Below are 23406 nucleotides of genomic sequence, written 5' to 3' on the forward strand. Positions count from 1 at the left end.
CGTGGATTCGATACAAAAACAGACCGTGCAGCGGCGCACGGCGGTAAAACGAACAATCGGAAAATCAGCGGGCAGCATCCTGTTAGAAGGCGTCAATTATACACTGTTAACGTTGTTTGCACTGGCAACCGTCATTCCGTTCGTGTATATCATCGTAGGTTCCTTAACCCCTGCGGACGAATTAACGAAGCAAGGCTTTACGCTCATTCCTACCCGAATCACTTTCGATGCTTATAGCTATTTACTGGCATCTGAGGCGGTCATTCGTGGGTTAGGAGCTTCCTTATATATTACGGTGGTAGGTACTTTCATTAATATTTCATTTACCGTACTGATGGCCTATGCGTTGGCTCGCAAAGAACTGAAAGGAAGGCAGCCTGTCCTGCTGATGGTCATTTTCTCCATGCTGTTCAGCGGTGGCATGATTCCGACCTTCCTGATTGTCAAATCGTTGGGACTCCTGGACAGTTACTGGTCGCTCATGCTTCCTGGTGCGATCAATGCCTTTAACCTGATCGTGATGAAAAGCTTTTTCCAGCAGCTGCCCGAGGGCTTGGAGGAATCGGCCAAAATCGACGGCTGCAACGATCTCGGCATTTTGTTTCGCATTGTGATACCGCTTTCTATGCCTGCTATTCTCACCTTTGTGATGTTTTATGCGGTGACTCATTGGAACAGCTATTTCACAGCTATATTGTACATCAATGATACCGAGAAATGGCCACTTCAGGTACTGGTTAGGCAGTTGATTATATTGTCGCAGGGCGGATTAGGTGAGTCCGGTCAGGACAGCTTTAATATTCCTGCACAAACCGTCAACATGGCGATGATTGTTTTGTCGACACTTCCGATCTTACTTGTGTATCCGTTCGTACAAAAGCATTTTACAAAAGGGGTCATGATAGGCTCCGTTAAAGGCTGAGTTTTTGTAAAGCATTACAATCAAATTATTGGAGGGGACAACGTAATGAACAAACGGCAATGGTATACAAGCTTAAAGAGTGTCGGCCCTGTTCTCGTGGCAACAAGCTTGTTAGTCGGATGCAGCGGAGGGAATGCAGCAAGCAGCAAAGGAACAGAGACAACTCCGGCAGCCAAGAGCACACAGCAGACGAGTACTCCACCGAAGGAGCAGCCCAAAGAACCGAAAAAGATCAGTTTGATGATGGTCTATTATTTTGCTGAGCCTCCGAAAAAAGACAATATTATGGTGCAGAAGATTGAAGAAATGACAAACACCAAGCTGGATATAACCTGGGTTCCCAATTCCGCTTACGATAATAAAGTGAATGCAACGATTGCTTCGGGTTCACTTCCAATGGTGATGAATGTTCAGAATAACAAGCTCTCCACCATCTTATCGGGGGTGCGATCCGGGATGTTTTGGGAAGTTGGCCCTCTTTTAAAGGATTATCCGAATTTAAAAGGCTTGTACAATGAGCAAACGACTTACAACGCGTCTATAGACGGCAAGCTGTATGGTATGCCGCATCAGCGCCCGCTTGGTTTACAAATGCTTCTCTATCGTAAGGACTGGCTCGATAATTTGGGGATGAAGCCGCCAGAAACCATAGATGATGTGTATCAGATGGCCAAAGCCTTTACGGAGAAGGATCCGGATAAAAACGGCAAAAAGGATACGTACGGACTGGTAGAATTCATGCCCAAGCTGCTCAGTCAGCAAGGTTTTGGCAATGCACTTGCCTGGTTTGGAGCTCCTAACGGTTATGGGGTGAAGGATGGGAAGCTGTTCCCTGACTTTACAACAGACGAATATTTGGAAGCGATGAAATTTTACCGCAAAATGTTCAGTGAAAAGCTGATGAATCAGGACTTCGCAGCAATTCAGCAGGGGCAGGCATGGGATGGAATCGCAAAAGAAAAAGCGGGAATGTACCCGGCTGTTGTCGCTCATGCTACCATTCCAAACTGGACTGCATTGTATCAGGCGAATCCGAATGCCAAGCTTGATTTCGTTACACGAATCAAAGGGCCGAAGGGGGAGAGAGTGTTCGCCTCCAATGGGTTTAATGGCATGTATATGTTCCCCAAATCCAGTATCAAAACGGAAGCTGAATTAAAGGATACGCTTGAATTTATTAATAAGCTATCCGATCCAAAGCTGGAGCAGTTGCTAGTTAATGGTATTGAAGGACGGCATTATAAAATGGAAACCGGCAAGCCAGTACGCTTGGATCAAAAATTGTACGACGATGAAGTGACGTCTGTTATTGAGCTTCTGATTACAGACTGGAAGCCCAAGCTGATGACCGGTTCGCCGATGGATGAAAAAGTAAATAAAACGTATGTTGAAAATTCGTCTATAGCCGTAGCTAATCCGACACTGCCGCTCGTTTCGAATACACAGATCGAAAAGGGCAGCGAGCTGGACAAATTAGTCAATGACGCGCGTGTAAAGTATATTTACGGCGAGGTGGACGACGCCGGCTGGAAAAAGGCGATCGATCAATGGAGGAGCAACGGCGGAGACAAGGTCATTGAGGAATATAACGCGGAATATGCCAAATTTACGAAAAAATGATCTATCAGCTGGATGGCAATGTCAGATGAATAAACGGCATGGAGGCTGCATATTCATCTGACTCGTCAATCCAGCGAGAAAGGAGCAGTAGGATGGAAACCGGTAAGGTAACAGGGAAGAAACCCAATGTGATCCTGATTACTTCGGATCATCATCGTTGGGATTACATGGGCTGCGCAGGAGCAGTGGGCGTTAAGACTCCGAATTTGGACCTTCTGGCGGCACGCGGTACCCTCATTACACGGACTTATTGCAATGCACCGCTCTGTGTACCATCAAGAATAGCTATAACATCAGGGAGGTACCCGATGAATACCGGCTGCTTTACGAACCGGCATCCGATACATCCCCATACACCTACATTTCTACACGCATTACGTGGAAATGGCTATCATACAGCGATGATAGGCAAGCTGCATCATCATGTTCATGTATGGGATGGTGATTTTATCGCCCATGAAGCAGATATTCATCAGCTCGGATTTGAGCATGTACATGAAACATCGGGCAAAATGGGCAGCGGCAGCATCGGATGCGAATGCCAGTATACCCGTTTTTTGAGAGAACAGGGCTTGCTGGAAGCTTACCGGAGCTGGACCGGTCGGTTTCGGCAAGGGAATGCAACGATGCTGCCTAATGAAGCATGGCCTTGGGATCAGAAATATACCCAGGATGCCTATATCGCTCGAAAAGCCAGTGAATTTCTCTTGCAGGTGTCGCCGGACAAACCTTTTTACCTGCATCTTGGATTCGTGGGACCCCATGATCCTTATGATGCACCACAGTCCTACAGGAATTTGTATGACAATGAGAAAGCAGGAATGCCGGAGGAACACATTCCAGCAGCGCCATTGACGAATGTTCAGCGTATGGAGTATAACAAGCTGCTTGCTTATAAGGCTTGCATTACAGAAGTAGACAGCCAGATCGGACGTGTGTTGGATACCCTCAAAGCGAGCGGATTGCAAGACGATACGGTCATCCTGTATACATCAGACCATGGAGATAATGCAGGGGATCATGGGATGTGGGGGAAAATCAATTTGTATGAAGGTTCTGTTCATGTGCCTTTTATTGCTGCTGGTCCTGGAATCGGGCAAGGTGTAGTCAGTGATGCGATTGTTGAGCTTATCGATATTGGTCAAACCGTGTGCAATTTTACCGGTTGTGAGAGCCATCATTACGATCAAGGCAAAAGTATGATGCCACTGCTGCTTGGGACTACACAGCAGCACCGTAAGGATGCTTTCTGTGAGATGGGCAGCGATAAGATGCTATATGACGGCAGATACAAGCTGATGTATGGCGATTTAACACGAGATACTCGTACAGAGCTGCAGGCAGCCCCCTATCATGGGCCAGCCTTTGGTAGGCCTGTAAACCTGCCGCCTGACCGGATCTCTCTATATGATTTATTGAAAGATCCGTACGAACAGCACAATCTGGCAGATGATCCCGTTTATCACGAGATATTGGCGGAGATGAAGGAGAAGCTGCTGATCAGACTGCTCTGCAATATGCAGGCAGTTCCCGATGATGTCGGGAGTGTCCTATAAAGCTTGTTCAAAAAGTAGACTTGTGAGCATACACTATTAGGTTATTAAGGAGAGGTGAACATACAATTGAAGGATAATTGGTTCAGCAGTCATATACGACAAGTGCATGTCGATTTTCATATGCCGGAATTTCCTTACGACGCCATTAACGATTTTGATGCTGAATCCTTTGTGGCTGAATTTGTCCGGGCAAAAGTCAATGTCGTCGGCATTTTCACGAAATGCCATTTCGGCAATGCTTTCTATGACAATACGGTAGGTCACAAGCATAGCGGGCTTAAGCAAGACTTTTTCGGAGAAGTCCTGGAGGAGGCCCACAAGCACGGTATTAAAGTGATCGCTTATTATTCATTAGGTACGGATGCTTACACAGTAGAGCACAATCCAGATTGGTACCAGATTGATAAGGATGGCAGCAAACGCGGAGGTAAAGGAACGGTGTGGGAGCTTCCTTGCATCAACAGTCCTTACCGCGAAGAGCTTGTGATCCCACAGCTGAAGGAAATTACAGCCAAATATGCGATGGACGGTTATTTGCTCGATATTCCATATTTATGGGACCATCATTGCTTCTGCCGCTACTGCAAAAGCAGATTTGTACAGGAATACAAATTAGAGCTGACACCTGAACTGCTTGCATCCAATCCCAAATTGGTCAATGGGTTTGCGAAGCAGTCCGCCGCTCGCTGCATGCAGGAAATTTATGATGTTGTGAAGTCGATACGTCCGGAAGTCCTCGTTAACTGTAACGGGGCCTGGAAAATGGGTGAGCCAGCGGAAATTAATGCAACAAGCGATTATGGCCTCTGGGAATCCCAGCCTGCCTCAGGAACGTTTCTATGCCATTCCATTCGTTCCCGCTTTGTACGCAACCTTCCAGTACCTGTACAAGTGATGACAGTGCGTTTTACCGAGGGATGGGGGCTGATGAGCTGCAAAACAGCCGAGCAGCTGAAATATGAGTTTGCTGCAATCATGGCTAACGGCGGTGTTATCAACGTTGGTGATCAGGTGCTGCCAAGCGGAAGGCTGCAGAGTGGTGTATACGATATTATCGGGGAAGCATTCTCATTCGTTGAGGAGAGAGAGCACCTGTGCATAGGTTCCAGCGCCCATAAACATATAGCCCTCATCGGTAATTTTACAGAGAACTGGTATTTCGAACAGGGAGAAGCGGCTACGATGGGTGCAGCCAAAATGCTGATCGAAGGCCATCACCAGTTTGATATCTACTTCAATAACGATTTTCCGGATTTATCGGATTATCAAGTCGTTGTCCTTCCCGAAACAGTGCGACTGAATGAGCTATCGGCAGCTAAAATAGCTGAATTCGTTCGTAACGGAGGGCTGCTGCTGGCAGCTGGGGAAGCTAGCTTGACCGGAGGGGAAACCACGCCCAACTTCATGATGGCAGAAGTGCTTGGAGTGGACTATTTGGACAGAACACCTTATCCATTTGCTTATATGACCCAGAATGATGAGCTGTGGGCAGGTACCGCATCGATTCCCCAGCTAGTGGAAGAACCGTTTCTCAAGGTGAAGCTATCCACGGCAGAAGCTTTAAGCTACGTACAGTGGCCATTAACCGTTCCGGCACCTCAAAGAGCGTTTCGGCACCCGATTCCGCCTGCGGGCAGGGTCAGCGATTTTCCGGCGATTACCGCTAACCGTTTTGGACAGGGAACGGCTTTGTATGTAGCTGCTCCGATTTTTAAAGCGTATTGGAACAACAACCATTTTTGGCTGCGGCGAATTATGAATAACTTGTTGAACAAATATGATAGATCTAAACCTTTTAGGGTAGAAGCGCCGACCACCGTGGAAGCTAATATGATGGAGAAGGATGGGGTCCGCTATCTTCATTTGATCAATTTTCATAACGGTCACACAGGCAACCGCAAGCAAGCTTTGTATGATCCTATTGAATCCATTACTCCTGTGCATGATATTAAAGTCACGTTCCACAGCTCTGGAATTACAGAAGTTGTGCAGCAGCCGGAAGGGCACGTGTTGGTATTGAGAACAGCAGATAAGGGATATGAAGTGACAGTTCCCAGGCTGCATATTCACAGTGTGTTGGAAATCCGCTGATCAGCTTATCAAAGACATAACAAAAAGGCAGCTTTTGCAGAGATGGTGATCTGCAAAAGCTGCCTTTTGGTATATTAATTCGTTCCAATCTCAGCCTATCCGTATTAACCTTTGATGCCCGTAGTGGAGATGCCCTCGACAAAATATTTTTGCGCGAAGAAGAATACGAGTATACAAGGGACCACAGCGACTACTGACATCGCGAGCACCTGATTCCAGGCTACACTGGTCGAATTATCAAGGGCCATACGCAGGCCGAGGGCCACGGTGAAATTTTTCACACTGGTAATATAGATCAGGGAGTTGAAGAAATCGTTCCACGTCCATATAAACTGAAAGATCGCCGCAGAAATCAAAGCAGGCATCGCCAGAGGGAGCAGAATACGAACCAGAATGACGAAGGAATTACAACCATCCATTTTGGCCGATTCATCCAGCTCCCTTGGCAGTCCGCGGAAAAATTGAATGATCATAAAGATGAAAAACGCACTGGTCGCCAGCATCGCTGGAACAATAAAAGGCAGGTAGCTGTTCAGCCAGCCAAGGTTTTTGAACAAAATATATTTGGGAATAATCACGACAGCATTTGGCAGCATGAGCGTAGAAATCATCAAGGAAAACAGTAGCTTCTTCAATGGAAAGTTAAATCTGGCAAAGCCGTAAGCAACGATGGTGCTGGAAATTACCGTAAAGATTACAGTTGGAATCACAAGCTTGAACGTGTTCATGAAGAACAGGCTGAACGAATATTGTCCAGAGCCTACCCAACCCTTTGTATAGCCGTCCCACAGGAACTGATTGGGCCAAAGGCTCAGCGAGCCGAATATTTCTTCGTTGGATTTAAAGGAAGCCGTGAACAGCCATATCAATGGATAAATCATAATGAGTCCGAATATGCACATCAACAGGAACGTAATCGAATTTCTAACCGATTCTGATTTCATCGTTTATCGCCTCCGTCTTCATAATGAGCCCATTGGGAGGACGATTTGAACACTAGTGCGGTGAAGAGCATAATGATGGCGAACAATACCCAGGAAAGGGAAGAGGCATAACCCATTTTCAAAAATTTGAAGCCTTCATCGTACAGCTTCATTCCGAACAGATAGGTCGATTTTAAAGGGCCACCATCCGGTAAAATGACAAAGGCACCGGTAAACTCCTGAAAAGCATTGACGATTTGCATGATCATGTTAAACAACAGGATCGGCGTTAGCAAGGGCAGGGTGACGGAAAAAAACATCCTTACTTTGGAAGCTCCATCGACGCGGCCAACCTCATACAGCTCGCTTGGAACCTGTTTTAAACCGGCCAGGAACAGAACCATCGATGAGCCAAACTGCCATACATTCAGCATGGAGATCGTGTACAGCGCGATATTCGGGTTACCTAGCCAATCTACACCAGGGATGTGGACCGTAGCCAGCATTTGGTTAACGATACCTTCCTTCATGAACAGGAATCTCCACAGAACGGCGATGGCCACGCTTCCCCCAAGAATCGAAGGTAAATAATAAACCGTTCGGAATATATTGACGCTTCGCAGCTTCGCAGTCAAAACCACTGCAACAAACAAAGCGAATGCCAGCTTAGCAGGAACGGCAATCAACGCGTAGATAAGTGTTACTTTTAAGGATTGGTAAAACATGTCATCTTTGGTAAACATGTCAATGTAATTTTTCAGGCCAATAAATTTGGGCGGATTGATAAGATCAAACGATGTAAAGGAGTAATAAAAGGACATCATGAATGGATATAGCTCCAGGCATAGAAAGCCCAGCAACCATGGACTGATGTAAAGCAGGCCGATATATTGGTATTTTCTCTTTATATGAACAGTAGGTTTCGTTGCTGCCATTTCCTCACCCCGTACATGGTCTATTTGAAGTAGAAATGCCGCTGGTTGTCAGCGGCACTCTCTAAATGTGACATTGAAGCTGTATGTGACAGTTACTTTTTCAATTCTTTCAATTTGTCCGTATACCGCTTGATCAGCTCATCGGCTGCTTGAGCGGGTGTTATTTTGTCAAAAGCGACTTTTTGGATAATATCTTTGCCAATATCTCCAAGCTGTGAATTTTGCGTGATAGCATTATCGGGAACAGCCTGATTTTTAGCGGCAAGATCAACAGCGTCAGCTACATTTTTGTCCAGCTTATTGGCTTCGACAATGGCTTTTTTGGCTGGTTCCAGTGCAGGCACAGCTCGAACATCGCCAAGAATTTTGGCAGCCTCGGTATCGCTCAACAGCCAGTTTGCGAACTTAAGAGCTTCTTCCTGACTCTTTGATTGCTTATTCACACTCAACACCATGGAAGGACGGATCACGGCAGCACCGGTTTTGGAATCCTTGAAGGCTGCTGGCAGTACGGATTGGATTTCTGTACCTTTTGGCAGTGTATCTTTGAATTTGATAACCTCACTGCTCCAACCTTCGATAGCTACCATCTCCTGGTTAATCCATTTTGGATTCTGGTCGGTTTTACCGGAAAACAACTGGCTTTCGCCAAGCGGCTGGAATACGCCTGTTTTATACGCTTTTTGAATCCAATCAAAGGCTTCGGCTGCCTGTTCCTTGGTGAAGGCTAGGGTATAGTCATCCTTGACCATTGGACTATTGGTTCTTTGTCTGAGCATGGATGAGAACATAACCTGTACGACACCAAGATCGGAGTTCATCAGATACATTTTGCTATCCTTTTCGTGAAGCTTCTTACCTTCCTCCAGCACGCTATCCCAGGTCCAGGCTTGATCGGCTTTAATGCCGAGCTTATCTGCCAGTGTTTTGTTGAAAACTAAGGTTCGCCCGTTCGTACCCATAGGCAAGCCGATGATTTTGTTATTGTAGGTTGTGAAGTTTTTCAGGTAAGTAGCATCGAAGCCTTTGAGATCGAACGACTTTTGATTCGTTAAATCAAGCAGAAGCTCGCTGCCGCTGCCAAGCTCTGACAGCCAGGGTTGATCCAATTGGATCAGATCGGGTGCGGTGCCACCGGCCAACTGGGTTTTCATTTTTTGCTCGTAGCCGTCAAAACCGCCATATTCGGCTTCAATGGTCACATTCGGATTTTTCGTTTTGTACAAATTAATCGCTTCCAATGTTGCCTTGTGACGGGAATCGCTTCCCCACCATGCAAATCTTAAAGTAATCGGTTTGCTGCTGTCGGTTTGACCTGCATCCTTGCCTTGAGATGAACTTGCTGTATCTGGTGTACAACCCACCATGCTAGCTGAGAGCAAGGATATAGCAACAGCCGAGCCCCATAATTTCTTCATATGATTCATTTTCTGATCCCCTTTGTGTTCGATTATTCAGCTTCAAGTAGTTACAGGTCCTATTATAGCAATGAGCTTGCCCGCTTTAAATCCATCTGATTTGATAAAAGGTTTGAATATTTGTCTATAATGTTGACGGAGGCAATTGGATTTGGGGTGCCTGATTTGCTATTAGTTTTCATTATTTGTTATCGTATTGTTTGCAGTTCATCGTTCCTCTATAATAAACCCATCACAATTACCTATTAGAAAAGCACCGAGGAGGATCACATGTACACACTGCTGGTCGTTGATGACGAGACGAAGATTCGTAATGGCATATGCAACTATTTCCCGTGGAATGAGATCGGCTTCGAAATCATCGGGGAAGCGAAAAATGGACGACAAGCGCTGGATACGATCCTCAAGCAGCAAGTGGATGTGGTGCTGAGCGATATCAAAATGCCTGTCATGTCAGGCATAGAGCTGGCCCAGGAATTGTACAGCAGAGAGATCAGTACCAAAATTGTCTTTTTGACGGGCTACAAGGAATTTGATTATGCGCAGAAAGCTCTTATGTATGGCGTCAAAAGCTATATTATCAAGCCGACCAAATATGAGGAGCTGCTGGCGACCTTCAGTAAAATTAAGGATGAGCTGGATCGGGAAAGACAGCAGGAGTTGGCTATTCCCGTAACCTTCGCAGCGGATGCAACGGTTCAGCTTCCTGAGGCACCAGAAGATCCGATAGAGGAACAGGGTTATCATGAAAAGAAGATTGCTGCTATCAAAGCACACATCATGGAATGCTACAAGGATGTGACCTTAGAGGAAGTGGCGGGCTTGTTTCATATGAATCTGTACTATCTCAGTAAATATTTCAAAAAATGGTCGGGACAAAATTTCTCGGAGTACGTGATTTCCGTTAAAATGGAGAAGGCCGCGGAGCTTTTAAGGGATTTTTCCTACAAATCCTACGAAATCGGCAGTGCTGTTGGCTACGATAACGCGAAAAATTTTTCCAGAGCCTTTAAGCTCTACTTCGGTAAAAGCCCCCGTGAGTTCCGAGATTCCCCTCCATGATGCTATCCATTACATGCCCAGAGCAAATGAACCGTAAAGAATGGAAGGCGAACACATGAAAAACAAGTTTTTTATTAAGCATTTGTCCATGTTCCTGCTTCCTTTGCTTATCCCGCTTACGATTTTGGGAACCCTTTCGATTCTCATTACGCAAAATTACATTAAGGAAGACATCAATAAAAATTCGGTTAACGTGCTCAAGCAGACGAAAGAAAATATAGAATTGATTTTAAGTGAAACCGACCCGATGAGTCTTGTATATGGTAATGATTTGAAGGTCATTGAAGCGTTAAGCTCGATTATGAAAAATAGCTCTTTGACGCATGAGGAGCTGATTTCCTTTGATATATTGAAAAGCTTTCTGAGTGCCCCTGCTAACGCGCGGCCCTATATCGATTCCTTTTATATCTATATGCCTAATTCCACAGGCCGTTTTATTTCCTCCAAGCAGGGGTTATCCGATTTGCAAACCTATAATGACAAGGAATGGTACTCGCGTTTTATCGAGAAGGACGAGAAGGTCAAGCTGTGGATTGAGCCGCGCAAGGTCAAACAGTTCGAGTTTGAATCGACGAATACGCCCCTTGTAACCATTTATCAACGAATTGAGTCGACGAACGGGGTTATTGTACTGAATATTCGCCCGATCTACATTGAAAATATTTTGAAGTCCTTGTCCACCTTCCCGGAGCAGTGCATTCTGGTGGTGAATGAGAACAATCAAATCATTTTTAGCGACCGTCAACCTGAATACCTGAAGGATCTGAATATGGAAAGCATCAACAAGTCGAATGAGGCCTTTTATACAATCAATGTTGCCAATGAATCCTATATTGTTTCCCAGCTGAATTCAGCCCGCTACGGCTGGAAATATATTTCGATTGTTCCTCAGCGGGCGTTGTATGAGGTACCGTTCCGAATTATTCAAATCACAATGCTGTTGCTGCTTATTTCGTTCATGCTTGGTCTCGTTCTTGCCTTTTATTTAACTAGAAATCGATACAAGCAAATTGCTAATATTATCGATATTATTGATTCTGCTGAAAAAGGAAATCCGCTGCCATCATTACCGGAACGCGTGCAGGATGAGTACGGGTATATTGTGCAAAATATCGTAAAAACGTTTATAGAACAAAGCTATCTGAAGGTCCAGCTCTCCGAGCGCAGATACAAGCTGCAGGTAGCCCAGTTCACTGCTTTACAATCGCAAATCAATCCGCATTTTTTATTTAACACGCTGGAGGCTGTAAACTGGGAAACGATCGCATTAACAGGAAAGCCGAATCAGGTTACGAAAATTATTGATAATTTATCCGAGATACTCCGCTACTCCTTAACCAATCCGGAAGAACGGGTATCCTTGCAAACCGAAATTAAAAATGTGAAAAGCTATCTGGAAATCCAGAAATACCGGTACGAGGATAAATTTGATCTTGAATGGGACTATGACCCCAAGGTGATCGGCTTTCGGGTAATGAAGCTTTTGCTGCAGCCTTTAATTGAAAATAGTATTTATCATGGGATTAAAGAAAAGGAAGGGCACGGCTTGATCCGGATTAAAATCAAGCTAGTGGAATCAGCGCTGCAAATAGCTATTGTGGACAATGGTTTAGGGATGAATAAAGATACGCTTCAGATGCTACGAAATAATGTCGAGACTCAGCACGAATTTTCGGAGCATATTGGACTTTTCAACACCAACAAAAGGTTAAAGCTGGCCTATGGGGAGGCATACGGCATTACCATACGCAGTAAAGAAGGGTGGGGCACAGCCGTTTATTTGAAAATTCCAATGACTCAGGCCAACACGGATTCTGTTGAAAGCGATGGCCGTCTTTAACATGATGAAGTCTGCACTTTGGCTCTGTATCTCAGATACAGGGCTTATTTGTTGAGGATCCTGCTTGCTTGTTATATTCGAGTGTACATGCTCATAGGATGAAATATACAAGCCCTATCTGATGCAGGAGGATTATCTACATGGAAACAAGGGATAAAATGAGCCATCGACAAATGGAGCAGCTGCGAGAGAGTGCGGAGCGTTGGAATGATCCTGAATATGTATGGAAACGTAAATGGATGCAGGAATATTCGGAGCAAGCAAAAGAGGATCCTGAAGATGGGGGCGGCTGGCCGTTTCGTCCTAATGCCAATTCGATTCGAATCAAGCTGGTGATTAGCTGTGCGTTGTTTGCAGCCGTGTGGGGATTGTTTCAAATAAATCATCCGTGGGCCAATATTGCCAAATCGCATATTGAAGCGTCGCTGAATGAATCTTTTGATTTTCATATGGTTACTTTATGGTATGAAAGGCAATGGGGAGGGAATCCGTCACTGCTTCCCGCCTGGATGCCTGGCAAGCAGCAGGAGGCGCAGAAGGTGACGGCGCTTAAAAAGCAATATTTTACCCCGGTGAAAGGAATGGTCATAGCTCCTTATGAATCGAGTCGATTAGGGGTAACGCTCGAAACGAAGGTGGATGCGACAGTAGCGGCCCTGGATACAGGCCTAGTTATTTACAAAGGTAATAAGGATGAGACGGGCTTCACCGTTGTCATACGCCATGCGAATGGCCTGGAGTCTGTGTATGGCTGGATTGAAGCAAAGGTCGAGCTTAATGATTGGATAAAGGGAGGGGAAACGATAGGTAAAGTTTCTGCCAACACCTCCAAGCAGGCCGGCTATCTGTATTTTGCCATTTCTAAGGATAATCGGTATTTGAATCCGATGGATGTGGTTGCTTTTGATTAGGTGGAATCGTTGGATCGGTGTGCCTGTTCGCATTCATCCGCTGTTTTCAATTGTCATGCTGCTGTCCGTAGCTGGTGGCTATTTTATAGAAATAGCTACTTTGTTCGGAATTGTGCTAGTTCATGAAATGGGTCATGTTGTAGCCGCCAAAGGGTTTGGCTGGCGCATCAAGGAGATACTGCTGCTGCCCTATGGCGGTGAGGCTGTGGTCGAGGAGCTTGGCAGTGTCCCGGTCTGGCAAGAAGTGATCGTCATTATTGCAGGCCCATTGCAAAATATATGGATGATGCTGATTGCTTATTTACTGCAATGGATGGGCCTGGTTTCCGAGCAGTGGAGCGCCTATTTCATTGAAGCGAATCTCTTCATTGCCTTGTTTAATCTGCTGCCCATTTCGCCGCTAGACGGAGGGAAGCTGCTGGAATCGTTGATGAGTCTATGGATACCTTACCATCGTGTAATATCGCTTTGCAATGTGTTAAGCCTTGTGCTTAGCCTGCTGGTTACAATAGTTTCCATCTTGCATGTGATCCGTGGAGGCGGTATACAGCTGAATTTGCTTATGATTGGCTTATTTCTGCTCTATTCCAATTGGTATAGCTATAAAGGGAGAGCGTACCATTTCATGCGTTTTTTGCTGCATCGCGAAACGGCGTTGGTTCGGTTAATGGGGGCAGGGACACTGGCTCAACCAATCGTAGTCAATGGGAGTAGGCGCATCAAGGATGTCGTTCGTTTATTCATGCGTGAACGATACCATTTGGTTTATGTACTTGACGAATATGGATCGATAAGAGCCGTTGTATCGGAACAGCCGCTGCTGTATTCCTATTTTAATGAGTCCAAGCGGGGATGTGCGATTTCTGAGCTTTTCATGTAAAATGGAAGGCGAGGTGGAAAAGATGAAGCAAATTCTGGTTCAATGCGGACAAGATCAAATTGAAGTAGCTGTGTTAGAAAATGGCAAGCTGGCTGAGTATGACAACGAGTCTCGTGGAACCGAGCAATTGGCTGGCAATATGTATTTAGGGCGTGTCATGCGTGTGCTGCAAGGAATGCAGGCCGCATTTTTGGATATAGGACTTGAGAAAAATGCTTTTTTGTACATCGATGATATGCTTCCTGCTCATCTGGATAAACAGCCTCAGCAAAAGCCGCTGGTTACCGACCTCGTTCAGGAGGGACAAACCTTGCTTGTTCAGGTGGTGAAGGAGCCGGTTGGAACCAAAGGCGCGCGTGTGACGACTCATCATTCGATTCCGGGCAGATGGGGAGTTTATATGCCGGAGGCAGATTATATTGGCGTGTCCCGGAAAATTGCCAATGAAGAGGAGCGGCTGCGGCTGAAACGGGCTGCGGAAAGCAAGGTGCTCCAAGGAGAAGGCTTTATTGTACGAACAGCGGCACAAGGAGTTTCGGAGGCGACGATTGCGGCCGATTTGGAAGAGCTTCGACAACGTTGGCTGGCGGTAGAAAAATTGGTCGAACAACCGGGTGCCGTGCCGCGGAAGGTGTATAGCGATTTTGGGCTTCTGTCCAGATGGATTCGGGACGGGTTTAGTGAAGACATCAAAGAGCTCTGGATCGACGATAAAGAAATTCACCAATCCGTCGTATCACTGCTGCGCACCTCGGCGCCTTCGTTATCCGAGCATGTCCGTTTGTACGAGAGTCGACCGATATCGCTATTTGCGACATATCATGTGGATGAGCAGCTGCAAAGCGGCTTTAAACGTAAGGTATGGCTCGATAACGGCGGTTATCTGATTGTTGATTACACAGAGGCACTGACGGTCTTTGATGTTAACACGGGCAAATACACGGGCAGTGTCAGCTTGGAGCAGACGGTGTACGATACGAATTTAATGGCGGCCAAGGATATTGCAAGGCTGTTGAGATTGCGAGATATTGGTGGACTGATCGTCATCGATTTTATTGATATGGGCCTGGAATCGAATCGACAGCAGGTTTTGGAGCTGCTTGTTGATGAAACACGTAAGGACCGAACCAAGACGGTCGTTGTTGGTTGGACGAAGCTGGGACTTATGGAATTGACTCGTAAAAAAATAAAAACGGGCACAGATAAGCTTCCGGTGACCCGCTGCAAGACTTGCGACGGGAATGGCTGGATATGGTCCAAATAACCGTTATTTGAATCAATGAAGTAAATGTTGCTTTGTTAAGTTCACTGTGATAAAATATTCGAGTATGTTGCAAAACATGCTGTAACCGCGCGAAACAGGTCTAAGTATGTGTGGGAGTTACGACACATCACCTGATGTATAGGCGAGTCTGAGACATGAGGGAGGTGCAACAATATGTACGCAATTATTGAAACAGGTGGTAAGCAATACAAGGTTCAAGCTGGCGATGTTCTTTACATCGAGAAATTGAATGCTGGTGAAGGCGATTCCGTTACTTTTGACAAAGTTTTGGCTGTGTCTAAAGAATCTGGTTTGGTTCTTGGAGCTCCATTAGTTTCCGGAGCTGCTGTTTCCGCGAAAGTGGAAAAGCATGGTAAAGGTGAGAAAATCATCGTTTACAAATACAAAGCCAAGAAAAACTACCGTCGTAAACAAGGTCATCGTCAACCTTACACTAAAGTTGTGATCGAAGCTATCAAAGCTTAAGGATCAGCAGATGATTCGTGTGAAGATTAAGCGCAAGCCTGACGGTCGGATCTATTCGTTTCAAGTAAAAGGTCATGCCATGTATGATGAGCCTGGCAAAGATATTGTCTGTGCAGGTGTATCTGCTGTTACGGTAGGTACGGTCAATTCGGTCGAAGTATTGCTCGGAATTCAATTGAAGACGAAAGCAAAACATGGCTTTTTGGATGTTGAACTTACTGAGCTTGCAGATAACGTCTTGAATGAAAAGGTACAGATGCTGCTTGAGTCGATGGTTGTCATGCTGCAAACTATTAAACAATCGTACAGTACGTATATAGATTTGCAAGAAAATACGAAATGAAGGAGGTTGACACCATGTTACAATTAAATCTTCAGATGTTTGCATCCAAGAAGGGTGTAGGTTCCACAAAAAACGGTCGTGACAGTATCGGTAAGCGTCTTGGCGCTAAACGTGCTGACGGACAAGGAGTTAGTGCTGGAAGCATCTTGTACCGCCAACGCGGAACTAAGATTCATCCGGGAAATAACGTAGGTATCGGTTCCGATGATACGTTGTTTGCTCTAATCGAAGGCGTTGTGAAGTTCGAGCGTTATGGTCGTACTCGCAAAAAAGTAAGTGTTTATCCATTTGAAGTCGCTCCGGTGGCTGCAGCTGTAGAAGTATAATACGTCATCGACGATAGCCCCGGCGATTCAGTGTCGCCGGGGATTTTTCTATATTTGGACTAGTGGATCGGAGAGGTTGACATGGGTTCGAATCGACCGTTCAACGAAGAATGCTTCAGTAATCAGAGTGAAAATGGAGCCTTTTTAATGGGTGACGAGAGAGAATCTGATCAGGATCTCCGATTGATTCGCTTGTTTAACCACTATCGGCACGATTGGATGAATGAGATTCAATTAATATTCGGTTATGTCAAGTTACGCAAGTATGATAAGCTGGAGAGTTTGATGCAAAACATCAAAGTGAAGGTTCAGCGAGAAAGTAACGTTTCGAAGCTGGGAGTTCCTGAACTCATTATGTATGTATTCTCGGTACAGGCCGAGGTGAAGGAATTAAAGCTGGAAGTCGAAATGGAGCACGAAATCCATTTAAATGAACTTTTGATCGATTGTAAAGAATTGACTCGATTGCTGATTGCAGTCATTGAAGTTTTTAAAGAGCATGCGGTTGTTCACCATGAACATGAGTATGGTTTACAGCTAAAGTTGACACAAACGGTTGGCAAACTGACAATTGATGGTCATTATCAATGTGATAAGACCGGTAATCAGCTGCTGCCTGCTCTTGAACGAGTCAGGCTCCAATCGGATATGAATATGACATGGAAAACAAATCAATGGGATGGACATTCTATAGGAGTGAGCATCGAATTACCGTTGAATATATAAAGAGGTGTAGGCATGTTTATCGATAAAGCGAAGATTTATGTTAAAGGCGGCGATGGAGGCGATGGTCTCGTTGCATTCCGCAGAGAAAAGTATGTACCTGATGGAGGTCCGGGCGGAGGCGATGGAGGTAATGGAGGCAACGTTATTTTCCGTGTGGACGAGGGCCTTCGCACATTGGTTGATTTCAGATACCAAAAGCATTTTAAAGCGGATCGTGGAATTAAGGGTCGGAACAAGACACAGCATGGCGCTAATGCTGAGGACCTAATCGTAAGAGTACCTCCGGGAACGGTCGTCATTAATGATGATACTCACGAAATTATGGCAGATTTAACGCGACATGATCAGGAAGTTATCGTAGCCAAGGGTGGTCGCGGTGGTCGCGGTAACGCAAAGTTTGCAACAGCGAACAATCCCGCTCCGGAGATAGCCGAGAATGGTGAAGAAGGCCAGGAGCGTTGGCTTGTGCTTGAGCTTAAGGTGATGGCGGATGTGGGCCTGGTAGGTTTTCCGAGTGTAGGGAAATCAACACTGCTGTCTGTTGTATCTGCAGCCCAGCCTAAGATCGCTGCTTATCATTTTACTACACTGACTCCGAACCTGGGGGTTGTTGATGTAGGGGATGGTCGAAGCTTTGTGATGGCCGATTTGCCTGGATTAATTGAAGGAGCTCATGAGGGCGTAGGTCTCGGTCATGAATTTTTGCGGCATGTAGAAAGGACACGAGTTGTTGTTCATATTATCGATATGGCGGCTACGGATGGTCGTGATCCTTTTGATGATTGGCAAAAAATCAACAATGAGCTAACACTTTATAGTGCCAAGCTCGGTGAACGGCCGCAAATTGTTGTCGCTAACAAAATGGACATGCCGGACGCAGAAGTATATCTGGACGAATTTACACGGCAGCTTGCTGAAGTGGATCCGTCAATCCGTGTGATGCCTGTATCGGCAGTCACCAAAAATGGTGTTCAGGAGCTTCTGTACAAAGTAGCGGACCTGCTGGAAACCATTCCAGATATGCCGCTCTTGGAGGACCTGGTTGATCTGTCTGAGCGCAAGGTGTTCAAGTTTGAAGCACAGGATGACGAGGAATTCACCATCCGACGTGAGAATGATACATTTGTTATAGAGAGTCCAAGTATTGAAAAGCTGATCAAAAGAACGAACTTCAGTACACAGGAAGCCGTTGAACGATTTGCACGGATTTTACGTAAAAAAGGTATTGATCAAGCACTTAGAACTCGTGGTGCTGTAGATGGACAGACGATTCAGATTGGTGATTTTGAATTTGAGTTTGTTGAAAAAGAATAGTAAGCTCAAAAAGAGAAGTGCAAACCTTGCGTTAGTTTCATGTGAGGTTGGCACTCCTCTTTTTTGTGCAAACGATTTAAACACGAATAAAAATTGTGATTATTAACTTTAAAGTTCGAGTATAATATGAATTTTTTACATAAATAGTATTGAAATTTTCGGATAACGCATGTATATTATTTAAATGTAAACAAATATAACATTTAAATGACTCCGATGCTTGAAAAGAGACTGCTAGGGGAGGTGTTTTAGAATGGAAATTAAAAATTTTAAGAAATCAGGTCATTTTCCAAGTTTGATGTCAGCATTCCTATATTTTGATGTAAGTTTTATGATTTGGGTATTATGTGGTGCGCTGGCCTTATACGTTACCAAGGACTTTGGATTAACCGATGCGCAAAAAGCGACGATGGTGGCGATTCCTACATTAGGTGGTTCCATATTCCGGATCCCAATGGGGATTCTGGCAGATCGAATCGGATCGCGGAAAGCTGGAATTATCGGTATGCTGCTGACCATCCTTCCGTTATTGTGGGGTTGGCTTGGCGGAACTACTTTTAATCAGGTGCTGGCACTCGGATTTTTACTGGGGATTGCAGGCGCAAGCTTTGCGGTTTCCCTCTCCTTGGCAAGTCGCTGGTACCCGCCGCAGTATCAAGGATTAGCAATGGGCATTGCAGGCGCGGGAAATAGCGGAACTGCACTTGCAACCTTCTTTGGTCCACAGCTGGCTGCAAGTATGGGTTGGCACAATGTATTTGGACTTGCGATTATTCCGTTGGTGCTTGTATTGATCGCATACATCATGATGGCGAAGGATAGTCCGAATCAACCAGCCCCCAAAGGAATTATTGATTATTTGTCGGCATTTAAACACAAGGATACCTGGTGGTTCAGTATCTTTTATGCAATTACGTTCGGAGGCTTCGTCGGATTTTCCAGTTACTTCAGTATTTTCTTCTATGATGTGTATGGAGACAAAACGATTCCAGACGGTTTATCCAAAATTCAAATCGGTTATCTGGTTACGATCACCGTCATTGCGGGCAGCTTTTTCAGACCTATAGGCGGTTACATTGCAGATAAAATCGGTGGTATGCGTTTCATGCTGGTACTTTACACGGTCGTCTGTGTTTGTGCGTTTCTCGTGTCGACGATGCCAAGCTCCTTTATGGTGATGCTGCTGATCACGAGTGTGATGATGGCTTGTCTGGGAATGGGCAATGGATCGATTTTTCAATTGGTACCACAGCGTTTCTCCAAAGAAATCGGAGTTGTAACAGGTATTGTAGGTGCGGCAGGCGGGTTTGGCGGATTTTTACTTCCTAATAATATTCTTGGACCCTTAAAACAAGCTACAGGGACTCATGTTACCGGATTTATTGTGGTGGCCTCGATCGTTCTAGTCGTGACGTTAGCCTTCTATGCGGTATCACGCAGCTGGAGAAAAGAATGGGCGAAGGCAGGCAATGGCGTGAACTATTAAACTAATAGGGCAATAAGGTGAGTGAGCAGAATGAACGAATTTCTTAAGCATTTTCAGAAGCAGCAGGCTGTAACCACTACGAGAGAGATAACGACCACAACGGAATGTCCTTATTGTAGTGTCCAATGCACGATGAATCTACATGAGGAAAAGTCGATCATGGTTAGTCGGTTTTCGGTCTCGGCGAATAAAGAGGATCCGGTTACGGATGGCAGGCTCTGTGTAAAAGGATTGAATGCTCACTCGCATGCTATTGATGATCGCAGATTGCGCAATCCAATGATCAGGATAAAAGGCAAACTCTCTAATGTATCCTGGGAAGCGGCCATGGAAAGATTTCGGATTCAAGTGCAGGCTTTGCAAACCAAATATGGCAAGGATTCGGTTGGCGTATATGGCGGTGGATCTCTGACAAACGAAGAATGCTACTTGCTTGGGAAATTTGCGCGGGTCGCTTTGCAAACCAAATATATCGATTACAATGGCCGTTTCTGTATGTCTGCTGCTGCGGGTGCAGCGAATTTGACATTAGGTGTGGATCGCGGATTGACCAATCCGCTGGAAGAGGTACCGTTTGCCAAGTGTATCATTTTGGCGGGAACCAATATTGCGGAGTGCCAGCCAACAATTATGGCTTATTTTCGCAAAGCCCGCCAAAACGGCTGCAAAATTATCGTCATTGATCCAAGGGAAACTGCGACTTGCTCAATAGCGGATCTGCATTTGAAGGTAAAGCCAGGGTATGACGCCGCGCTGGTGAACGGAATGATCAAGGTCATAATCGAAGAAGGCTTTGTTGATCAAAGCTTTATCGAGCAGCGGACGAATGGCTATGACGAGCTTGTCGAGCATGTAAAGCAGGTCTCCTTATCGGAAGTCGCCGCTTTGACGGGAATACCACCCCAGCAAATTGTAGAAGCTGCACGGATGTACGGAGAAGCCGAGACCGGTATGGTATTTACAGCACGGGGTGTAGAACAGCATGCAAGCGGTGTGGCCAATGTAAGGAACTTTCTCAATATGGTGCTGCTTACAGGTAAAATAGGCAAGCAGGGTTGTGGCTACGGAGCGATTACGGGTCAGGCTAACGGACAGGGCGGACGCGAGCATGGTCAGAAGGCCGATCAGCTGCCTGGCTATCGACTGATTGAAAATTTGGATCATCGTGCTTATATGGCTAAAGTTTGGGGTGTTAATGAAGAAGACCTTCCCCGAAAAGGAATTTCGGCTTATGAAATGATGGAAGCTATTGACCGCAAAGAAATTAAATGCCTGATTGTTCTGGGTTCGAATCCTGTCGTGTCCAACCCGAATAGCCACATGGTAGAAAAAGCATTAAAAAAGCTGGAGTTCCTCGTCGTTATCGATTTATTCGAATCGGAGACAGCTCGTTTGGCTCATATGGTGCTTCCCGGCTCAGCTTATTTGGAGGACGAAGGAACGATGACCCAGTTAGAGGGACGCGTTCTGGTGCGCAGAGCGCTCAAAGCACTCCCGGGGAAGGCAAAGCTTGATTGGAAAATAGTTTGCGAAATGGCGGCTGTTCTGGATAAAGGGGCTTATTTTAATTATCAAAATGCGGAAGAAATCTTTAATGAACTAAGACTGGCGAGCAAAGGGGGGAAAGCTGATTACTTCGGAATGACTTACGCCAGTCTTGAGGCACAGCATGGGATGTTCTGGCCATGCCCGGAGGAGGGCCATCCCGGAACGCCACGTATGTTTGAGAAGCAATTCGACCATGAGGATGGACGTGCGAGGCTGGCACCGATTGAACATCAGAATCCGAAGGAAGTGGCGAATCGGAAATATCCGTATATATTAACGACCGGAAGAGTGCTGCAGCATTATTTATCGGGCGTTCAGACAAGGAATACTTCGGAGTTGAATTCCAAATATCCGGAACCGCTGCTTGAGATTCATCCGGATTCGGCGGGAATCATTGGTCTTGTCAATGGAGGTCATGCCAAGGTATCCTCCAAGCGAGGAACGATTCGTTTGAAGGTGAAGTTTTCGCAAAAAATTCGGCCGGATACGGTATTTGTCGCTTTTCACTGGGGCGATGATTTCTGTATTAATCGGTTAACTAACCCGGCCCTGGACCCCACGTGCCGAATGCCGGAATTTAAAGTGTGCGCTGTGCAGATCAATCCGGCGTAATCTCACAGCTGCAGATGATTCGTAAGCAGTTTTTCTGCTTACGAATTTGCCATTTTAGTCATTTATGAGGGAGTTGACACCATGAAGCAATGGATTAAAGCGGTAGGAACCGGACGAACAGGGTCGCGTGATTTGACTTATGATGAGGCGGTAGCTGTGGCTCATGCCATTGCTCGCGGCGAATCTACGGATGCACAAACAGCGGCGTTTTTAATGGCGATGCGGATGAAGGGGGAAGCAGACGAAGAAATGATGGGCTTTGTCGATGTATTTCGCAAGTACTCGCTGCCTTACCGTTCCTTCTCCAATTCTTTGAATTGTGCCGGCCCTTATGATGGCAGACAGTATTTTCCGGTTACGATTCCGGTCAGCCTGCTAATCGCTTCCGTTGGATTTCCACAGGTGCTCCATGGAAGTCAATCGTTGCCTCCAATGTTGGGTATTTCTTTGAAGGAGCTTCTGGAGGGCATAGGTATCCAGGTGGAGCTGGAAGCCAGAGATTGGGAAAACATCTTCATGAGCTTGCATATCGGATTCATATGGACAGATCTGATTTGTCCACCCTTTGGACGAGTGAGGCAGGTCCGAGAGCAGATAGGATTGCGAACCTTCTTTAATACCGTAGAAAAAGTAATCAATCCTGTCCATTCACAAAATTTAATGATCGGTGTACACCACAAAACGGCGATGGAACATCTGATACATCTCTTACCGAGGTCGGGTTTTGAAACAGCCTATATTGTACAAGGTATTGAGGGCTCTGAGGATTTACCGATTCATAAAAGCAGTGTTATTCGTAAGGTGACACCTTGGGGTGACGAATCGAATATTATTGACCCTTTAACATTCGGATTTCGTGGTGACCCTTTAGAGAAATGCGGGAAAGACGAACAAATTGGACTTTTAAATAGGGTTATTCAAGGGGATGATTCCGATGATATCCGTAATGAACGGGAGCATGTTGTGTTTAATGCAGGATTGCGCCTGTACTGGTTTGACAAGGTAGGTTCGTATGAAGAAGGCTTTCAGCTGGCTCGTTCCCTGCTGCAGCGCAAAGAGGCATTTAAAATTCTAGATAAATGGCGGGATCTCAGTAATAAAAGCGAGTTTCGTTCGCATGGCTGAGGTTGAGGTTGTTCTGGA

The 23406-nt window shown here is 45.6% G+C and carries 20 protein-coding genes and 1 other annotated feature; of the genes, 17 read left to right on the top strand and 3 right to left on the bottom strand.

The window, feature by feature from the left end; all coding sequences use genetic code 11:
- The first annotated feature begins 1 nt into the window (after position 1).
- The 4 genes from BK127_RS15165 (at position 2) to BK127_RS15180 (ending at position 6189) form a co-directional block, all read left to right on the top strand.
- Positions 2–922: a carbohydrate ABC transporter permease gene (locus tag BK127_RS15165; RefSeq protein ID WP_372237356.1), complete on the top strand. Its 921-nt coding sequence runs from the start codon at positions 2–4 to the stop codon at positions 920–922.
- A 45-nt stretch (positions 923–967) separates the two neighbouring features.
- A complete protein-coding gene (locus tag BK127_RS15170; RefSeq protein WP_076231557.1) occupies positions 968–2542 on the top strand; it encodes an extracellular solute-binding protein in 1575 nt (524 codons plus the stop codon).
- Positions 2543–2634: 92 nt separating this feature from the next.
- Positions 2635–4098: a sulfatase family protein gene (locus BK127_RS15175; RefSeq protein WP_076231559.1), complete on the top strand. Its 1464-nt coding sequence runs from the start codon at positions 2635–2637 to the stop codon at positions 4096–4098.
- A gap of 54 nt (positions 4099–4152) precedes the next feature.
- Entirely contained in the window at positions 4153–6189 is a 2037-nt protein-coding gene (locus BK127_RS15180) for an alpha-amylase family protein (RefSeq protein WP_144026467.1), read from the top strand.
- Between the two features lie 104 nt (positions 6190–6293).
- On the opposite strand, the gene BK127_RS15185 is transcribed toward BK127_RS15180, so the two are convergent.
- The 3 genes from BK127_RS15185 to BK127_RS15195 all read right to left on the bottom strand — a co-directional run bounded on the left by BK127_RS15185 (position 6294) and on the right by BK127_RS15195 (position 9474).
- Positions 6294–7133, bottom strand: coding sequence for a carbohydrate ABC transporter permease (locus BK127_RS15185; RefSeq protein WP_076231563.1), 840 nt, complete (start codon positions 7131–7133; stop codon positions 6294–6296).
- Positions 7130–8047: a carbohydrate ABC transporter permease gene (locus BK127_RS15190; RefSeq protein WP_076231565.1), complete on the bottom strand. Its 918-nt coding sequence runs from the start codon at positions 8045–8047 to the stop codon at positions 7130–7132. The genes BK127_RS15185 and BK127_RS15190 overlap by 4 nt, the downstream gene beginning before the upstream one ends.
- 92 nt (positions 8048–8139) lie before the next feature.
- Positions 8140–9474 carry an ABC transporter substrate-binding protein gene (locus tag BK127_RS15195; RefSeq protein ID WP_076231568.1) on the bottom strand — a complete coding sequence of 445 codons (1335 nt, stop codon included), beginning with the start codon at positions 9472–9474 and terminating at the stop codon, positions 8140–8142.
- 261 nt (positions 9475–9735) lie between these two features.
- Between BK127_RS15195 and BK127_RS15200 the strand changes: the two genes are divergently transcribed.
- From BK127_RS15200 to BK127_RS15260, 13 genes are all read left to right on the top strand, one after another.
- Entirely contained in the window at positions 9736–10527 is a 792-nt protein-coding gene (locus BK127_RS15200; protein ID WP_076231569.1) for a response regulator transcription factor, read from the top strand.
- Positions 10528–10582: 55 nt separating this feature from the next.
- Positions 10583–12367 carry a cache domain-containing sensor histidine kinase gene (locus BK127_RS15205; protein WP_076231572.1) on the top strand — a complete coding sequence of 595 codons (1785 nt, stop codon included), beginning with the start codon at positions 10583–10585 and terminating at the stop codon, positions 12365–12367.
- A 140-nt stretch (positions 12368–12507) separates the two neighbouring features.
- Positions 12508–13278: a M23 family metallopeptidase gene (locus BK127_RS15210; RefSeq protein WP_076231574.1), complete on the top strand. Its 771-nt coding sequence runs from the start codon at positions 12508–12510 to the stop codon at positions 13276–13278.
- Positions 13271–14158, top strand: a complete 888-nt coding sequence (locus tag BK127_RS15215; RefSeq protein ID WP_305954299.1) for a site-2 protease family protein — start codon at positions 13271–13273, stop codon at positions 14156–14158. Before BK127_RS15210 ends, BK127_RS15215 begins: the two co-directional genes overlap by 8 nt.
- A gap of 22 nt (positions 14159–14180) precedes the next feature.
- Entirely contained in the window at positions 14181–15422 is a 1242-nt protein-coding gene (locus tag BK127_RS15220) for an Rne/Rng family ribonuclease (protein WP_076231578.1), read from the top strand.
- Between the two features lie 73 nt (positions 15423–15495).
- Positions 15496–15582 (top strand) — a sequence feature (ribosomal protein L21 leader region).
- 14 nt (positions 15583–15596) lie between these two features.
- Complete coding sequence (gene rplU, locus BK127_RS15225) at positions 15597–15908, top strand: 50S ribosomal protein L21 (protein ID WP_076231580.1); 312 nt, start codon at positions 15597–15599, stop codon at positions 15906–15908.
- A 10-nt stretch (positions 15909–15918) separates the two neighbouring features.
- Positions 15919–16251, top strand: coding sequence for a ribosomal-processing cysteine protease Prp (locus tag BK127_RS15230; RefSeq protein WP_076231583.1), 333 nt, complete (start codon positions 15919–15921; stop codon positions 16249–16251).
- 14 nt (positions 16252–16265) lie between these two features.
- Positions 16266–16577 (top strand): 50S ribosomal protein L27, encoded by a 312-nt coding sequence (gene rpmA, locus BK127_RS15235; RefSeq protein WP_076231585.1) that lies wholly within the window; start codon positions 16266–16268, stop codon positions 16575–16577.
- 81 nt (positions 16578–16658) lie between these two features.
- Positions 16659–17303 carry a Spo0B domain-containing protein gene (locus tag BK127_RS15240; RefSeq protein WP_076231587.1) on the top strand — a complete coding sequence of 215 codons (645 nt, stop codon included), beginning with the start codon at positions 16659–16661 and terminating at the stop codon, positions 17301–17303.
- 12 nt (positions 17304–17315) lie between these two features.
- On the top strand, positions 17316–18617 hold the full coding sequence (obgE, locus tag BK127_RS15245; protein WP_076231590.1) for a GTPase ObgE: 1302 nt from the start codon (positions 17316–17318) through the stop codon (positions 18615–18617).
- 253 nt (positions 18618–18870) lie between these two features.
- Positions 18871–20103 carry an MFS transporter gene (locus BK127_RS15250; RefSeq protein WP_076231592.1) on the top strand — a complete coding sequence of 411 codons (1233 nt, stop codon included), beginning with the start codon at positions 18871–18873 and terminating at the stop codon, positions 20101–20103.
- A gap of 30 nt (positions 20104–20133) precedes the next feature.
- Entirely contained in the window at positions 20134–22263 is a 2130-nt protein-coding gene (nasC, locus tag BK127_RS15255; protein ID WP_076231594.1) for an assimilatory nitrate reductase catalytic subunit NasC, read from the top strand.
- Positions 22264–22344: 81 nt separating this feature from the next.
- Positions 22345–23388, top strand: coding sequence for an anthranilate phosphoribosyltransferase (locus tag BK127_RS15260; RefSeq protein ID WP_076231596.1), 1044 nt, complete (start codon positions 22345–22347; stop codon positions 23386–23388).
- Positions 23389–23406: the final 18 nt, after the last annotated feature.

This window comes from Paenibacillus sp. FSL H7-0331 (genome assembly GCF_001956045.1).

Bases quoted from the DNA above. Each gene is read 5' to 3' on its own strand.
- BK127_RS15220 (WP_076231578.1), top strand. From the start codon at position 14,181: ATGAAGCAAATTCTGGTTCAATGCGGACAAGATCAAATTGAAGTAGCT.
- BK127_RS15210 (WP_076231574.1), top strand. From the start codon at position 12,508: ATGGAAACAAGGGATAAAATGAGCCATCGACAAATGGAGCAGCTGCGA.
- rplU (WP_076231580.1), top strand. From the start codon at position 15,597: ATGTACGCAATTATTGAAACAGGTGGTAAGCAATACAAGGTTCAAGCT.
- BK127_RS15260 (WP_076231596.1), top strand. From the start codon at position 22,345: ATGAAGCAATGGATTAAAGCGGTAGGAACCGGACGAACAGGGTCGCGT.
- BK127_RS15205 (WP_076231572.1), top strand. From the start codon at position 10,583: ATGAAAAACAAGTTTTTTATTAAGCATTTGTCCATGTTCCTGCTTCCT.
- obgE (WP_076231590.1), top strand. From the start codon at position 17,316: ATGTTTATCGATAAAGCGAAGATTTATGTTAAAGGCGGCGATGGAGGC.
- BK127_RS15240 (WP_076231587.1), top strand. From the start codon at position 16,659: ATGGGTTCGAATCGACCGTTCAACGAAGAATGCTTCAGTAATCAGAGT.
- BK127_RS15185 (WP_076231563.1), bottom strand. From the start codon at position 7,133: ATGAAATCAGAATCGGTTAGAAATTCGATTACGTTCCTGTTGATGTGC.
- nasC (WP_076231594.1), top strand. From the start codon at position 20,134: ATGAACGAATTTCTTAAGCATTTTCAGAAGCAGCAGGCTGTAACCACT.
- BK127_RS15170 (WP_076231557.1), top strand. From the start codon at position 968: ATGAACAAACGGCAATGGTATACAAGCTTAAAGAGTGTCGGCCCTGTT.
- BK127_RS15200 (WP_076231569.1), top strand. From the start codon at position 9,736: ATGTACACACTGCTGGTCGTTGATGACGAGACGAAGATTCGTAATGGC.
- BK127_RS15195 (WP_076231568.1), bottom strand. From the start codon at position 9,474: ATGAATCATATGAAGAAATTATGGGGCTCGGCTGTTGCTATATCCTTG.
- BK127_RS15175 (WP_076231559.1), top strand. From the start codon at position 2,635: ATGGAAACCGGTAAGGTAACAGGGAAGAAACCCAATGTGATCCTGATT.
- rpmA (WP_076231585.1), top strand. From the start codon at position 16,266: ATGTTACAATTAAATCTTCAGATGTTTGCATCCAAGAAGGGTGTAGGT.
- BK127_RS15250 (WP_076231592.1), top strand. From the start codon at position 18,871: ATGGAAATTAAAAATTTTAAGAAATCAGGTCATTTTCCAAGTTTGATG.
- BK127_RS15190 (WP_076231565.1), bottom strand. From the start codon at position 8,047: ATGGCAGCAACGAAACCTACTGTTCATATAAAGAGAAAATACCAATAT.
- BK127_RS15230 (WP_076231583.1), top strand. From the start codon at position 15,919: ATGATTCGTGTGAAGATTAAGCGCAAGCCTGACGGTCGGATCTATTCG.